Below are 14,201 nucleotides of genomic sequence, written 5' to 3' on the forward strand. Positions count from 1 at the left end.
CTTCCTTAAAGGGCTCGTTGGTCGCGACTCGTCACTGCTTGTCGAAGCGGGGGTGGGACTGCTGCTGGTCCTGCGGGGTGGTGGCCCCGGCGCCGCCCTCGATCGCCTGCTTCGAGGCCGAGGAGCCTCCCGCCAGCTCCGCCTTCATCCGCTGGAGCTCCAGCTCGACGTCCGTGCCGCCGGACAGCCGGTCCAGCTCCGCCTGGATGTCGTCCTTCGCCAGACCGGACTGGTCGTCGAGCGCGCCCGAGGCGAGCAGCTCGTCGATCGCCCCGGCCCGGGCCTGGAGCTGGGCGGTCTTGTCCTCGGCGCGCTGGATCGCCACGCCGACGTCGCTCATCTCCTCCGAGATGCCGGAGAAGGACTCGGCGATCCGGGTCTGCGCCTGCGCCGCCGTGTAGGTCGCCTTGATGGTCTCCTTCTTCGTACGGAAGGCGTCGACCTTCGCCTGCAGCCGCTGCGCGGCCAGGGTGAGCTTCTCCTCCTCGCCCTGCAGCGTCTGGTGCTGCACCTCGAGGTCGCTCACCTGCTGCTGGAGGGCCGCCCGGCGGGACAGCGCCTCGCGGGCCAGGTCCTCGCGGCCGAGCGCCAGCGCCTTGCGGCCCTGGTCCTCCAGCTTGGCGGACTGGCCCTGGAGCTGGTTCAGCTGCAGTTCGAGGCGCTTGCGGGAGGTCGCCACATCGGCGACGCCCCGGCGGACCTTCTGCAGCAGCTCCAGCTGTTTCTGGTAGGAGTAATCGAGGGTCTCGCGCGGATCCTCGGCCCGGTCAAGGGCCTTGTTTGCCTTCGCGCGGAAGATCATCCCCATACGCTTCATGACACCGCTCATGGGCTTCGCGCGCCCCCTTCTGACGGACTCGGCTCAAGCACTCCAACAGGATCCACAGTACGGTCCCTGTCTCCATTACCGCACTGTTCGGGGCCGGATGTGCTCCTCCCCAAGGACGACTGCGGGCGGGCCCTCTCCGGCCCAGGGTGTAGACGGCTCTCAGGGAAACCCGCGCATGTCGTCCCGTACGTACCCCCACAGACGCAGCCCGTTAGCGGATCGTTCCCGGCGGGGCTGGGGTCCATGCTCCCCACCACGTACCCTTGGGTTTTGTGTTCCGTAGCCGTTCCAAGGAAGAGAAGGCCCCCACCGATCAGGTGACGGCGGACCTCTCCAAGCAGCCCCGCGACCCGCAGGCCCCCAAGGGCCGCCCGACCCCGAAGCGGAGCGACGCGCAGACCCAGCGCCGTCGTGCCGCGACGGTGCCGACCGACCGCAAGGAGGCCGCCAAGCGCCAGCGCGAAGCGCGCCGCTCGGACCTGGCTCGTCAGCGCGAGGCGCTGGCCAGCGGTGACGAGCGTTATCTGCCGGCCCGAGACAAGGGTCCGGTCCGCCGCTTCGTTCGCGACTTCGTCGACTCGCGCTTCGCCATCGCGGAGTTCTTCCTGCCGATGGCCGTGGTGATCCTCGTCCTGTCGATGATCCGCGTCCCGTCGCTGCAGAACATCTCCCTGCTGCTCTGGCTCGGTGTGATCGTCATGATCGTCATCGACTCGATCGGCATCTGGCTGCGGCTGAAGAAGCAGCTGAACGAGCGCTTCCCGAACGAGTCCAAGCGCGGCGCCGTGGCCTACGGGCTGATGCGTACGCTCCAGATGCGCCGACTGCGGCTGCCGAAGCCGCAGGTCAAGCGCGGAGAGCGGCCCTGAGCGGCGAAAGCTCCGGATCCGGCACCGGCGGCCCCCTGCTGCCCGCCGTCTCCCCGTGGCCGGCCGGCCACGGGGGCCTGCGCGAGACCGTCCGGCAGGAGTTGATCGCGCGCCAGCTCGACGAGCAGATAGCCGCCCGCTACCCCGTGGGGCAGCGGCTGCGGATCCTGGACGCGGGCATGGGGCAGGGCACCCAGGCGCTCCGGCTGGCCAGGGCCGGGCACACCGTGACCGGCCTGGAGGCCGATCCGGAGCTGCTCAAGGCGGCCCGTGACGCGCTGGCCACCGAGCCGGCCGGGATCCGTGAGCGGGTCCGGCTGGTCGAGGGCGACGGCCGCGAGACCGGGGTGCACTTCCTGCCGGGCAGCTTCGACGTCGTGCTCTGCCACGGCGTGCTCATGTACGCGGACGCACCGGACGCGCTGCTGGCGGGCCTGGCGCGGATGCTGGCGCCCGGGGGCCTGCTGTCCCTGGTCGTACGGAACGCGGAGGCGCTGGCCATGCGGCCGGGGCTCGCCGGGGACTGGACGGGCGCGCTGACCGGCTTCGAGTCGGACGTGTACACCGACCACAACGGGCTCAAGGTGCGCGCCGACCGGCTCGACGCGCTGACGTCGACGCTCGCCGGGATCGCGGCGCCGCTGCACGCCTGGTACGGCGTGCGGGTCTTCACCGACGGCCTGCCGGGCGAGGTGGGGCTGCCGGCCGCGGAGGAGCTGGAACGTCTCCTGGCCGCGGAGGACCGCGCGGGCCGGACGGAACCGTACCGCCGGGTCGCGGCACTGCTGCACCTGTGCGGGGTCAGGGGTTAGAGCGGCGGGGCGGGCCGACGCCGGGGCTCTCCCCCGCGGGGCCGCCCCCCGCGACGCCCTCGCGGTCCTGACGCCGCGCCCTTCGGGCCGCCCCCGGGCCGGGTGCTCCGAACCGCGCTCCCCGCGAGCCGGGCCACGGCCCTGTGAGCGGCAGTTGCTCCGGGCGCGGGGCGCCTGACAGGCACCGGCCTCCGGGGGTGTGCCCACCCGTTCCGCCCCGGCGGAACAGATGCCCACAAGAGGTCGGGCGCCGGGGGCGGGGTGACGTGCCCCGTGGTCCCGCCCCCGTCGCCGGGCGCTCTAGCCCTCCGCGTTCAGGGGCATCGGGCCGTAGATCTTCGTACCGTCCTCGGAGAGGGTGACCTGGTCCGCGCCGCCCTCGAGGAGGTCCTTCCAGTACTCACCGAGCCAGGACTCGGCGTCTCCCTGGGTGGTGAACTCCTCCGGCGTCAACGCCGGCTGGACCTCCGTGCCGTCGGACTTCTCGAACCGCCACGTCCATGCCATGTCCGCCTCCTGGGCTCACCGGATGATCGGTTTCCTGCCCGCAGCGTAGCCGGGCGCGCACCCTTCGGGGTGACGCGGGAGGATCAGGGGGTGGAACTGACTCTGCTCGGCACCGGCGCCCCCCTCGGGCTGCCCCGCCCCGACTGCCCTTGCGCCGTGTGCGCGACCGCCCGTGGCCCGCTGGCGCGGGCGGCCACCGCCTTGCTCGTGGACGGGGCGCTGCTGCTCGATCTGACGCCGGGGGCCGCGCTGGCCGCCGCCCGGTCCGGGCATTCGCTCGTCGGCGTCCGGCAGGTGCTGCTGACGCATCCGCACGACGGACCGGCCGTGGAGGTGCCGGCCGGGCTGCCCGCGGCGGGGAGGGTGCCGGACGGACGGGAGTTGACGTTGATCAGCGGGCACCGGGTGCGGGCGGTGCCGATGGACTCCCCCGGCACGGGGTACGAGGTGACGTCCCTGGACGGCGAGCGGCTGCTGTACCTGCCGCCCGGCGGCGCTCCCGCGGGCCTGCCGGAGGACCACGGCACCGCGTACGACATGGTCGTCGCGGACGTCACCGGCCGGCCCGACGCGCTGGCCAGGCTGCGGGCGACCGGGGCGGTGACGGCGCGCACCGAGGTCGTCGCCGTGCACCTGGACCACGACGTGCCCTCGGGGGCCGAGCTGGACCGGCGGCTCGCGGCGGCCGGCGCGCGGGCGGTGCCGGACGGGACGACCCTGTACGTCGGCGAGTACCACGAGGTGCCTGAGGTGCCGCGCCGCACGCTGGTGACCGGCGGGGCCCGTTCGGGCAAGTCGGTGGAGGCGGAGCGGCGTCTGGAGTCGTTCCCCGACGTGGTGTACGTGGCGACCGGCGGCCGACGCGAGGGGGACCCGGAGTGGGCGCAGCGGGTGCACCTGCACCGGGAGCGGCGGCCGCACTCCTGGCGGACGGTGGAGACCTGCGACCTCGTGCCCCTCCTGGAGGAGGAGGGCCCGCCGCTGCTGGTCGACTGTCTGTCGCTGTGGCTGACGGACGCCATGGACCGGGCGGAGGCCTGGGACGACGAGCGGTGGGAGCACGGCGGGCAGCAGGAACTGCGGAAGCGGACCGCGGAGTTGGTGGCGGCGGTGCGGGCGACTTCTCGTACGGTCGTGGCCGTGACGAACGAGGTGGGCTCGGGTGTCGTGCCGGCCACCGCGTCGGGGCGCCGCTTCCGGGACGAGCTGGGCCGGTTGAACGCGGCCTTCGGGGACGAGTGTGAGCAGGTGCTCCTCGTCGTCGCGGGACAGGCCCTGGTGCTGCGCGGGTAGGGTGCGATCACCGATGGCCACCGCCGACGTCACGAGGAAGAGCCTTGAACCTGGACGACTTCTCCGATCTGATCGAGCGCCCCGACGGGGGGATACGGCGTGACGCCGAGGAGCGCCGGGAGCGGCTGATCGTGCCGCCCGGCGCGCTCGGCCGGCTCGACGAGCTGGGCGAGTGGCTGTCGGCGGCGCAGGGTTCGGTGATGGTACGGGCGATCGAGCAGCCCCGGGTGGTGCTCTTCGCGGGGGATCACGGGGTGGCCTCGCTCGGGGTGTCGGGCCGTCCGGCCGGGACCGCGTACGAGCTGGTCCGCGCGGTGCTCGACGGCGCGAGCCCGGTGGCGGTGCTCGCCCGCCGGGCGGACGTGCCGGTGCGGGTGGTGGACGCGGCGCTGGACTGCGACCCGGAGCTGCTGCCCGCCGAGGTGGTACGCCACCGGGTGAGGCGCGGCAGCGGCCGGATCGACGTGGAGAACGCGCTGACCGCCGAGGAGGCGGCCGCGGCCGTCGCGCTCGGTGTGGCGATCGCCGACGAGGAGGCCGACTCGGGCACGGACCTGGTCGTCCTCGGTGACCTGAGCGTCGGGGGGACGACCCCGGCGGCCACGCTGGTCGCGGCGCTGTGCGGCACGGACGCCTCGGTGGTCACCGGCCGGGGCGGCGCGGGCATCGACGATCTGGCGTGGATGCGCAAGTGCGCGGCGGTGCGGGACGCCCTGCGGCGGGCCCGGCCGGTCCTGGGCGACCAGGTCGAGCTGCTCGCCGCGGTGGGCGGGGCGGACCTGGCGGCGATGACCGGGTTCCTGCTGCAGAGCGCGGTGCGGCGGATGCCGGTGATCCTGGACGGTGTGGTGGGGGCGGCCTGTGCGCTGGTGGCGCAGCGGGCGGCGTTCCGGGCGCCGGACTGGTGGCTGGCGGGTCAGGTGAGCGGGGAGCCGGCGCAGTCCAAGGCGCTGGACCGGATGGCGCTCAACCCTCTGCTCGACCACGGCGTCACTGTGGGCGAGGGAACCGGGGCGTTGCTCGCTCTTCCCCTCGTCCAGGCCGCGGCCGCACTGGCCGCCGAGCTGCCCGAGCAGCCGGAACCGACCATTCCGGAACAGCCCGCGGCGGGCCCCGCGGACGAGGAGAACTGAGGCCGATCACGGCACCGGACACGGCCCGTCCGCCACGCGCGGACGGCCGCGTCCGGCGACCGACCATGACGAGCGATGCCCCATATGATCGCTTTTCATGGGAGAGGTCCGTTTGTCCATCGAAGGAGCGCCCGGGGGAACCGCCCGATCGCGGCGAGGTGCCGCGTTCGCCGTCTGGTATCTGCGCGCCGTCACGTTCGTCAACTTCCTGAGCGCTGTCTGGTTCTCGCTCGGCCAGGACCTCCGCCGGCACAACACGGACGACTACTTCACTCCGTACATGCTGACCGCGGGCTTCGCCTCGGGCGTCTTCACGCTCTTCCTCGCGATCACCATGCGGCGGCGCAAGCGGGCCGCCTGGATCCTCAACATCGTCCTCAGCGGGCTCTTCCTGCTGCTCTTCGCCTTCGCGATGATCTTCCCGGAGATCCGGCAGCACGCCCAGAACTGGGTGTCGCTGGCCCTCACCGCCGCCTTCGTGCTCGCGCTGCTGCTCGGGCGCAAGGAGTTCTACGCCAAGGGCGACCGGTCCAACCCACTGCTCGCCGCGGTGGTGGCGGCCGGCGGCCTCCTGGTCACCTCGCTGCTCGCCGCGGTCCTGGTCACCGTCACCGACACCTCCCCCGCCCACTCCGCGTTCCTGGAACGCTGGCGGTACGGCGTGATGCGGCTCGTCACGCTGGCCTCCGACGGCTCCCGCTTCGACGGGATCGCCCCGCCCGGCTGGGTCGACGTCACCATCAACGTCCTGTCCACACTGCTGCTGTTCGCCGTGCTCTTCGCCGCCTTCCGTTCGCGCCGCGCCGTCGACCCGCTCACCGAGGACGACGAGGACAGGCTGCGCGCCCTGCTCGACAAGCACGGCGACCGGGACTCGCTCGGCTACTTCGCGCTGCGCCGCGAGAAGAGCGTCGTCTGGTCCCCCAGCGCGAAGGCCGCCGTCGCCTACCGGGTCGTCGGCGGCGTCTCGCTCGCCTCGGGCGACCCGATCGGCGACCCGGAGGCCTGGCCCGGCGCGATCGAACCGTGGCTGACCGAGGCCCGGGAGCACGGCTGGATCCCGGCCGTGATGGGCGCGAGCGAGGAGGCCGGCACGATCTACGCCCGGCACGGCCTGGACGCGCTGGAGCTGGGCGACGAGGCGATCGTGGACACCGCCGAGTTCACCCTGGACGGCCGGGCCATGCGGACGGTCCGCCAGGCGTTCAACCGGGTCAAGCGGGCCGGGTACGAGGTCCGGATCCGGCGCCACGAGGACATCCCGGCCGACGAGATGGAGGCGCTGCTCCGCAAGGCCGACGACTGGCGCGACGGGGCCACCGAGCGGGGCTTCTCGATGGCGCTCGGCCGGCTCGGGGATCCGCGCGACGGCCGGTGCGTGATGCTCGAGTGCAGGGACGGCGGCGACGGGGAAGGAGCCGGCGAGCTGCGGGCGGTGCTCTCCTTCGTGCCGTGGGGCCCGAAGGGCCTCTCGCTCGACCTGATGCGCCGGGACCGGGACGCCGAGAACGGCCTGATGGAGTTCGTGGTCATCGAACTCCTGCAACGCGCCCGGGAGATCGGGATCACGCAGGTCTCACTGAACTTCGCGATGTTCCGCTCCGTCTTCGAACGTGGCTCGAGGCTCGGGGCGGGACCCGTGCTGCGGATGTGGCGTTCGCTGCTCAGCTTCTTCTCCCGCTGGTGGCAGATCGAGTCGCTGTACCGCGCCAACGCCAAGTACCGACCGATCTGGGAGCCCCGTTTCATGCTCTTCGAGAAGAGCGCCGACCTGCTGCGCATCGGCCTCGCCGCGGGCCGCGCCGAAGGCTTCCTGGAGGCCCCAGGACTGCCGAAGTGGATGCACCGCAGGCACCTGGAGGGCCGGCGGTGAGTCCCGCCCCGCGGAGCTTCGCCCGCCGCGAGTGGGGGCCGCTGTACACCGCCGTCCGGGCGGCCCTGGTCACCCGGGGGTGGCGGGCGGTCCCGATGACCCTGGCCGCGGTCTGCCTCACGGCGCTCTTCCAGCTGACGCAGAACCAGGACTGGGGCTACCGGCCGGTGCAGGCCGTCGGCTCGGTGCGCGCCGAGGACCCGCTGTGGCTCGCCCTGGCGCGCACCCCCCTCTCGCTCTTCGTCCCCGCCCTCGACCTGCCGGTGTGGGGGGCGCTCGCGCAGATCCTGCTGGTCTTCGGCATCGCCGAGATCTGCCTGGGACGGTGGCGCACGCTCGCCCTCGCCTACACGGCGACGCTGGCCGGGACGCTGTACGCGCGGATCGGCATCGCCCTCGGCCCGGACTCCCCGCTCGGGCTGCCGGCCTCGGACGCGCGGGTCGTCGACACCGGCCCGTCGGCGGCGGTGGTCGGGCTCGCGGTCTACGTGTGCTGGCGCTACCGGGCGTGGTGGACCGGGGCACTCGTGGTCGTCGCCATGGTGGTGGAGGTGCTGGTCAAGGAGAACCTCGCGGGCAAGGAGCACCTGGCGGCCATCGCGGCCGTGCTCGTGGTCGTGGCGCTCGGAGCGTGGCGGGAGCGCCGTCAGGACGAGTCGGAGCCGCGCCCCGGCACCCGATCCTGGAAGCCCCCGATCAGGTCCTGACCCTTGCGCCGCACCTTGTCCCAGCGCCGGTCGTGCCGGTAGGCGCGCAGCCGGGAGCGGGCGCGGGCCTTGGGGCGGCGGGTGTAGGCCTTGCGTGACCACCAGGAGCCGGGGCGGGCGAGCCGTACCGCGCCGAAGAGCGCGACGAACGGCATCAGCGTGCCGATGACGGCCATCCGGAACTTCCCCTTCATCAGGGCGACGAGGACGAAGAGGAAGTTCACCGCGAGGCTGAGGATGAAGGCGCCCCGGTTCTGGCGCTCGTCGGCGGTCAGGTCGTCGACACCGAGCGGCGAGAACCCGCCGAGGACCAGGACCACCAGAGCGGCCGTCAGGACCACCACCTCGACGCTCTTGCGCCCCTGATCGCTCCAGTAGACGTCGTCGAGATGGAGGATCAGGGCGAACTCGTCGAGGACGAGCCCCGCCCCGACCCCGAAGACGACGGCGAACACGACGGCGGCGGCGCCGTACCGGCCGCAGGCGACGGCGCCGAACCCCCCGGCGACGGTGAGGACGACGCCGGGCACGACGTGGTGGATGTGGAGCCCGCCGGAGGAGACGTTGCCGAACGGCCCCTTCCCCGCCCGGATCATGCGGGTGACGATCCGGGTCGCCACGAAGGTCACCACGAAGGAGGTGAGGGCGATGAGCAGGGGAAGCTTGCCGGGCTCGACGATGTTGCGTGAGAACCAGTGACCCATGCCACCTGCTTCCGGTATGCGCGATATGCACGTCATGCGCAATTTACAAGGTGCGGCGCTGTTCTACGCTGCCCCGATGGACGGCCTGCGTTTCGCCTTCGGCACCCTCACGGTGCTCCCCGCCCGCATCACCCGCTGGGACCGGGAGACGGCGCGCGCCGGCATGCTCTGGGCACCGCTCGCCGGGCTCGTGGTCGGTCTCTGCTCCGCCGCGCTCGGCGGAGCGTTCCTGCTGCTCGGCTCCGGCCCCCTGCTCGCGGCCGTCGTCTCGGCGGCGGTCCCCTCCCTGATGACGCGCGGCCTGCACCTGGACGGGCTCGCGGACACGGCCGACGGCCTGGGCAGCGCGAAGCCGGCCGAGGACGCGCTGCGGATCATGAAGCAGTCGGACATCGGGCCGTTCGGCGTGATCGTGCTGCTCTTCGTCATGTTCGCCCAGGTCGCCGCGTTGTACCGGCTGTACGGGGAGGGCTGGGCCCAGGGCGCGGTGGCGGCCGCGCTCGCCGCGACCGTCGCCCGCCTCGCCCTCACCCACGCCTCCCGCACCGGCATACCGGCGGCCCGCCCCGAGGGCCTGGGCGCGATGGTCGCCTCCACCGTCCCGCCCCGACCCGCGGCCCTGATCACGGCCCTCGTCCTGCTGGCCTGCGCCGGCGCCGGCGCGCTGTTCTCCCCGTACGACGCCCTCCGCCACGTCCTGGCGGCGGGGGCGGGCCTGGGGGTGGCGGCGTGGCTGCTGCGGCGGTGCGTGCGGAGGTTCGGAGGGGTGACCGGGGACGTGTTCGGGGCGGTGGAGGAAGTGGCGGGAACGGTGGCGCTGATGGGGCTGACGCTGGGCGTTCTCTGATCACTTCGTGACCGGCGGGAGGGCGGCCTTCGGGGCGGGTGCCGAGCGGCTGGGTGAGGGCCGTGCACCCGCTCCGTCGTGACCCGCGCCGGAACCGTCAGCACGCCTCGCGCCACACCCCCAGCTCGAACCGCTTCCGCATCGAGCTGAGGCCGAGCTGCCGGGCCTTCGGGCAGAAGGCGTCCACCTCCACCTCGTACTCCACGTGGAAGACCGCCTTGCCGGCCTTCACGAACGGGGTCAGCCGGTCGCACTCGTCGTACTGCGCGCACTGTTCGTTGACCGCGAAGTCGAAGTCCGCGAGGAGCCCGGGGATCTGGTCCAGGTCGTTCTTCAGGCCCACCGCCAGGCCCCGGTCGTGGGCCAGTTTCGCGATCAGGCGGTTGTAGCGGAGCTGGTCGGCGGCGGTGAGGGGGAAGCCGGTGCGGTTCTCGTAGCCGTCCATGTTGTCCGGTTCGACCGCGTCGAAGCCCTTCGTGCGGCACATGTCGAGGCGTTCGGCCATCAGCGGGGCGAGCAGGTCCGTGCGGCGGATGTCGAGCCAGCGTTCACCCTTCCAGCCGTTGCCCTCGCCGAGCAGGGACGCGGGGAACTCCGAGGCGTCGGGGCGGAAGTCCTCCCAGGCGCCGGTGGAGAGGTAGCAGATCACCTTCCGGCCGCGCGTGTGCAGGTCCCGAACGGTGGCCGCCGGGTGGTCGAAGCCGTCGATGTCGTACACGGGGACGTCGACGGCCGGGTCGAGGCGGCCGCTGAGCTGCCACTGCCAGGCGAGGCCGGGCTTCGGCTGCCAGCGTGCGGACGGACGGACGTCGTCCCGGGCGGACGGGCGGCCGTCGTCCGGCGCGCTCGTACAGGCCGTCGCCAGGAGCAGCAGGGCGGCGAGGAGGAGCGGCGGGCGCCTCATCGGGCGGGCTCCAGGAGGTGCGGGAGGGTGCCCCACGGGTGGGCGCCCGCGCCCGGGACCGCGCAGTGGACGCGGGTCGTCGGCAGGGCGTCCGGCGGAGCGGCGTAGACGAGGTGGCAGTAGTGGTCGGCGACCGGCAGGTCGAGTGTGCGGTAGAGGTCCCAGGGGCCCTCGAAGGTGACCAGCAGGTCGGCGACGTCGGCGTAGCCGCGGTCGGGGTGGGCGCCGTGGTTGAGGACGACCGTCCGTGCGCCGGCCGCCCGCGCGGCGATGCCCAGGCGCCGGTAGTGCGCGAGGGCGTCGGGGCCGGTCGGCACCTGGTCCAGGAAGGCTCCGTCGGCCCCGTACCAGTCGCGGTGGCGCAGCAGTTCGGCCACGACCTCGCCGTGCGCCCGGCGGCCGTAGGCGGTGTCGGTGTAGCCGAGCACCCGCACCCCGGCCTCGCGGAGCCGTTCGGCGACGGTGGCGAAGGCGGGGTCGGGGGCCTGCCCGGCGCCGTCGGCGGGGTTCAGGACGACGCCGTAGAGCGCCGGCGCCGCCTCGATCACCGAGGCCCAGGCGTCGGGGCGGTCGGCCGGGTGTTCGTAGAAGGGAACCAGGAGGGAGGGGGTCACAAGGCGTTCCTCGCGGGTGTCTTGTCGATCGGGCCGCATCAGGGGCGGCCGCGGCTGTCGCCGGGACGAAGGGAGGGGGTTCAGGCGCGGTGGGCGGTCGGTCGTATCAGAAGAGCACAGGTAAGGACCGCGAGGACCGCCGCCGCTCCCGCGGCGATCGCCGGGCGGGTCCCGGGTGGTGCCAGGATCTGCGCGGCCGCCGCGAGCAGGCACACGGCGGCCGCGCCGCGGACGGCGCCGAAGGCCTGGAGGAGCAGTCCGAGCCAGAGGACGACGCCGACGAGGAGGAGCGCGAGGAGCCGGGTGGCGGTCGGACGGGGGGCGTCGGGCCAGAGCAGGGTGCCGGTGACGGTCAGGGCGAGGAGGACGGCGAGGTAGCCGCCGAGGGAGCGGGCGAGGACGCCGGCCGTGGCCCGGCGGAACTGCCGGGCGGTGGTGAGGATCCGCAGCCGTGCCAGGCTGCCGCTGCGGAAGCGGTGCAGCAGCCACTCCGCCGGCCCCATGGACAGGGTCAGCGCGACGACGGCGGCCGGGTCCGCCGTGCACAGGACGAGCAGTCCGGTGCCGAGGCCGAACAGGCCGTACGGGAGGGAGGCGGCGAGCGGCGGACCGCCGCTGCCGCTCGCGCCGGGCCGGGCCCCCGGCCGGAGGACGAGCGCGGCGAAGGCGACGCTCGCCGCGAGCGAGACCAGCAGCAGGGCGGCCCGCAGGACGCCCGGCAGGTCGTACCAGAACGCGGGTACGGCACCCATCAGCGGCAGCAGCGCGCACAGCAGGGCGCGTTCGCGGCCGAGGACGAGCAGGACGGTCGCGGCGGCGAGGTAGAGCGCCTGGCCCGCGGCGAAGGCGGCGGCGTGCCACTCCCCCGGCCCGGCGGCCGCGCAGGCGACGACCGCTCCGGCGAGGGCGCCCGCCGGGGCGCCGAGGAGCAGCGCGCGGACGGCGGCCCGCCGGTCGCCGAGCCCCAGCCAGGAGTACGCGCGGTGCGCGAGGGCCTGGTTCCACACCCAGCCGGTGACGGCACCCGCGAGCAGGGGGATCGTTCCGGCAGGCAGGCCGTGGGGGCCGCGCGGCCCGGCCAGGAGCGGCGCCCCGAGGACGTAGGCGAGCCCGGGCAGGGCGAAGACGAGCCCGCGCAGGAGGCAGCCGGCGAGACCGGTGTGCCAGGGCCCGGTGGGCGGCGCCTCCGGGGCGATGTGGCGCCGTTCGACGCGGGCGTAGAGGTCCTCGGCGAGGGAGAAGGAGTCGGCGCGTCCGTAGGTGAGGCGGATGTGGTCGTCCGTCATGCCGTCGGACTCCAGGATCGCGGCTATCTCGTCGGGGTGGACGGCCGCGGCGGCCAACGCGTCCAGGCGGAGGGCGAGTTCGTCGAGGGGGTCCGCGGCCGTGCGGCCGGCCTCGCCCCGGTCGGTGTCGCCGGGGGCCGCGGCCGCGCCGTCCGCGGCGGGATGCCCGCAAAGCTTCGGATCGGCGGCGGGCGCGGCGGGTTCGTCCATGGCCAGGGAGCCGTACGGCCGCTGACGCGGTATCACCGGCAGGGCGTCCCGCATGGTGCCGTTCGTCAGCCAGAGGGAGCCGCTCATGACAGCGAGCCTCCCCCGACGAGGTCCTGGCGCCAGGGGTCGGTGAGGCGGACGGTCCAGTCCTCCGGGTCCGGGAGCGGGGTGACGGGCTGTCCGGCCAGTTCGCGGTAGATCTGCCGGAAGCCGTCGACCGAGCGGTGCAGGGTGAACCGGTCCACGACCCGCTGCCGAGCCCTGCGCCCCAGCTCGGCCCGCCGTTCCCCGTCGCGCAGCAGTTCGGTGACGGCCGCGGCCATCACCGCGGGCTCGCGCGGCGGGACGACGATTCCGGTGTCGCCGACCGCCTCCCGCACCCCGCCCACGTCCGTCGACACCGTCGCCCGGCCGCACGACATGGCCTCGATCAGGGAGAAGGGGAACCCCTCGCTGATCGAGGACAGCATCACGACGCTGCCCGCCGCGTACGCGCCGGCCACGTCGGAGACCCGGCCCTCGAAGGTGACGCCGTCGGTCACGCCCAGTTCGGCGGCGAGCTTCTCCAGACGGGTCCGGTAGTCCTCGCCGCCGGCCGGGACCGGTCCGAACAACCGCAGTCGCAGTTCGGGGAGTTCGGCGCGGACGATCGCGTACGCCCGGATCAGCGTCTCCAGGTCCTTGATGGGGTCGACCCGGCCGGCCCAGCTGAGCGTGGGCACCTCGGGTTCGGGGCCGGCGTACGGGAAGGCGGCCGGATCGACGCCGTTGTAGACGGTCCGGATGCGGTCGGAGGGCGCGCCGCCGCGCTCCTCCCACCGCCGGTTGTACTGGTTGCACGGGGTGATGAGGTCGGCCTTGCGGTAGCCGAGCGAGTTGAGTTCGCGGTAGAAGCCGAGCATCAGGGCCTTGACCGGCCAGCGTTGGGCCTCGGTGCGGTAGCCGAGGTAGCGCTCGCGCAGATAGATGCCGTGTTCGGTGAGCAGGAACGGCACTCCTTCGAAGTGCTGGGCGGCGAGCGCCGGCAGCGTGGCGAGTCCGCTGGAGACGGCGTGCGCGACGCTGCCGTCGGCTATCCGGCCGGCGAGGGGCCGGAGCGCGTGCTCCAGCAGGTCGGTGGCGGTCAGCGCGTCGTGGACGGTGGGCCGGGCCGCGGCGGTCGGCAGGTGCGGCATGGTCCAGATCCGCATCAGCGTGCGGAGCACCCGCTCGGAGCGCAGGGCGGCGGTGAGCCGTCCGCTCCGGGCGAGTCCGGCCAGGGCGTAGAGGCCCTCGCCGAAGTCGCACCCGGCGTCCGGGTCGAGGACCGACAGCAAGAAGCGTTCGTACGTCTCCAGGAAGCGGCGGCCCTCCCTCCCCCGCGGGGGCCGGCCGCGAGCCGGCCCCGGGGAGGCGCCCCAGAGGGGGAACGACGTGTGGCGGTAGAGGTTGGGCGGCAGCTCCCAGGTGACCGGTTCCCGTCCGCTGCCGGTGAGCGCGAGGACGGCGAAGTCGACCTCGGGCATGCCCCGGACGAGCTGGTCGCACCAGGTGCTCACGCCCCCGTGGACGTGCGGATAGGTGCCTTCGGTGAGCATGGTGACGTGGCGGCCACTGCTCGGCATGTGCGTTCC

General features: G+C 73.8%; 14 protein-coding genes. 7 read left to right on the forward strand and 7 right to left on the reverse strand.

Annotated elements, in window-relative coordinates:
- Positions 1–31: 31 nt before the first annotated feature.
- Entirely contained in the window at positions 32–829 is a 798-nt protein-coding gene (locus ACZ68P_RS01880) for a PspA/IM30 family protein (RefSeq protein WP_471001070.1), read from the reverse strand.
- Between the two features lie 272 nt (positions 830–1,101).
- Here ACZ68P_RS01880 and ACZ68P_RS01885 point away from each other — a divergent pair, with 272 nt between their 5' ends.
- Together ACZ68P_RS01885 and ACZ68P_RS01890 are read left to right on the forward strand one after the other, a co-directional pair.
- Entirely contained in the window at positions 1,102–1,698 is a 597-nt protein-coding gene (locus tag ACZ68P_RS01885) for a DUF3043 domain-containing protein (protein ID WP_471001073.1), read from the forward strand.
- A 104-nt stretch (positions 1,699–1,802) separates the two neighbouring features.
- Entirely contained in the window at positions 1,803–2,510 is a 708-nt protein-coding gene (locus ACZ68P_RS01890) for a class I SAM-dependent methyltransferase (RefSeq protein ID WP_471002389.1), read from the forward strand.
- Between the two features lie 300 nt (positions 2,511–2,810).
- Here the strand turns inward: ACZ68P_RS01890 and ACZ68P_RS01895 are convergent, their stop codons facing one another.
- A complete protein-coding gene (locus ACZ68P_RS01895) occupies positions 2,811–3,017 on the reverse strand; it encodes a hypothetical protein (protein WP_365719037.1) in 207 nt (68 codons plus the stop codon).
- A 90-nt stretch (positions 3,018–3,107) separates the two neighbouring features.
- Between ACZ68P_RS01895 and ACZ68P_RS01900 the strand changes: the two genes are divergently transcribed.
- The 4 genes from ACZ68P_RS01900 (at position 3,108) to ACZ68P_RS01915 (ending at position 8,023) form a co-directional block, all read left to right on the forward strand.
- The gene (locus ACZ68P_RS01900) at positions 3,108–4,310 is read left to right on the forward strand and encodes a bifunctional adenosylcobinamide kinase/adenosylcobinamide-phosphate guanylyltransferase (RefSeq protein ID WP_471001077.1); all 1,203 of its coding nucleotides are present in this window, start codon (positions 3,108–3,110) and stop codon (positions 4,308–4,310) included.
- A 44-nt stretch (positions 4,311–4,354) separates the two neighbouring features.
- Positions 4,355–5,443: a nicotinate-nucleotide--dimethylbenzimidazole phosphoribosyltransferase gene (gene cobT, locus ACZ68P_RS01905; RefSeq protein ID WP_471001080.1), complete on the forward strand. Its 1,089-nt coding sequence runs from the start codon at positions 4,355–4,357 to the stop codon at positions 5,441–5,443.
- 97 nt (positions 5,444–5,540) lie between these two features.
- On the forward strand, positions 5,541–7,316 hold the full coding sequence (locus tag ACZ68P_RS01910; RefSeq protein ID WP_471001083.1) for a phosphatidylglycerol lysyltransferase domain-containing protein: 1,776 nt from the start codon (positions 5,541–5,543) through the stop codon (positions 7,314–7,316).
- The gene (locus ACZ68P_RS01915) at positions 7,313–8,023 is read left to right on the forward strand and encodes a hypothetical protein (RefSeq protein ID WP_471001086.1); all 711 of its coding nucleotides are present in this window, start codon (positions 7,313–7,315) and stop codon (positions 8,021–8,023) included. The genes ACZ68P_RS01910 and ACZ68P_RS01915 overlap by 4 nt, the downstream gene beginning before the upstream one ends.
- On the opposite strand, the gene ACZ68P_RS01920 is transcribed toward ACZ68P_RS01915, so the two are convergent.
- A complete protein-coding gene (locus ACZ68P_RS01920; protein WP_471001089.1) occupies positions 7,963–8,727 on the reverse strand; it encodes a hypothetical protein in 765 nt (254 codons plus the stop codon). The genes ACZ68P_RS01915 and ACZ68P_RS01920 overlap by 61 nt on opposite strands.
- 76 nt (positions 8,728–8,803) lie before the next feature.
- Here ACZ68P_RS01920 and cobS point away from each other — a divergent pair, with 76 nt between their 5' ends.
- The gene (gene cobS, locus ACZ68P_RS01925) at positions 8,804–9,574 is read left to right on the forward strand and encodes an adenosylcobinamide-GDP ribazoletransferase (RefSeq protein WP_471001092.1); all 771 of its coding nucleotides are present in this window, start codon (positions 8,804–8,806) and stop codon (positions 9,572–9,574) included.
- A gap of 97 nt (positions 9,575–9,671) precedes the next feature.
- On the opposite strand, the gene ACZ68P_RS01930 is transcribed toward cobS, so the two are convergent.
- The 4 genes from ACZ68P_RS01930 to pelF all read right to left on the reverse strand — a co-directional run bounded on the left by ACZ68P_RS01930 (position 9,672) and on the right by pelF (position 14,192).
- The gene (locus tag ACZ68P_RS01930; RefSeq protein ID WP_471001095.1) at positions 9,672–10,478 is read right to left on the reverse strand and encodes an endo alpha-1,4 polygalactosaminidase; all 807 of its coding nucleotides are present in this window, start codon (positions 10,476–10,478) and stop codon (positions 9,672–9,674) included.
- A complete protein-coding gene (locus ACZ68P_RS01935) occupies positions 10,475–11,092 on the reverse strand; it encodes a spherulation-specific family 4 protein (RefSeq protein ID WP_471001098.1) in 618 nt (205 codons plus the stop codon). The genes ACZ68P_RS01930 and ACZ68P_RS01935 overlap by 4 nt, the downstream gene beginning before the upstream one ends.
- Positions 11,093–11,172: 80 nt before the next feature.
- Entirely contained in the window at positions 11,173–12,675 is a 1,503-nt protein-coding gene (locus tag ACZ68P_RS01940; protein ID WP_471001101.1) for a hypothetical protein, read from the reverse strand.
- On the reverse strand, positions 12,672–14,192 hold the full coding sequence (pelF, locus tag ACZ68P_RS01945) for a GT4 family glycosyltransferase PelF (RefSeq protein ID WP_471001104.1): 1,521 nt from the start codon (positions 14,190–14,192) through the stop codon (positions 12,672–12,674). The genes ACZ68P_RS01940 and pelF overlap by 4 nt, the downstream gene beginning before the upstream one ends.
- Positions 14,193–14,201 lie beyond the last annotated feature (9 nt).

The sequence above is a fragment of the Streptomyces sp. NPDC036822 genome, assembly GCF_055609145.1.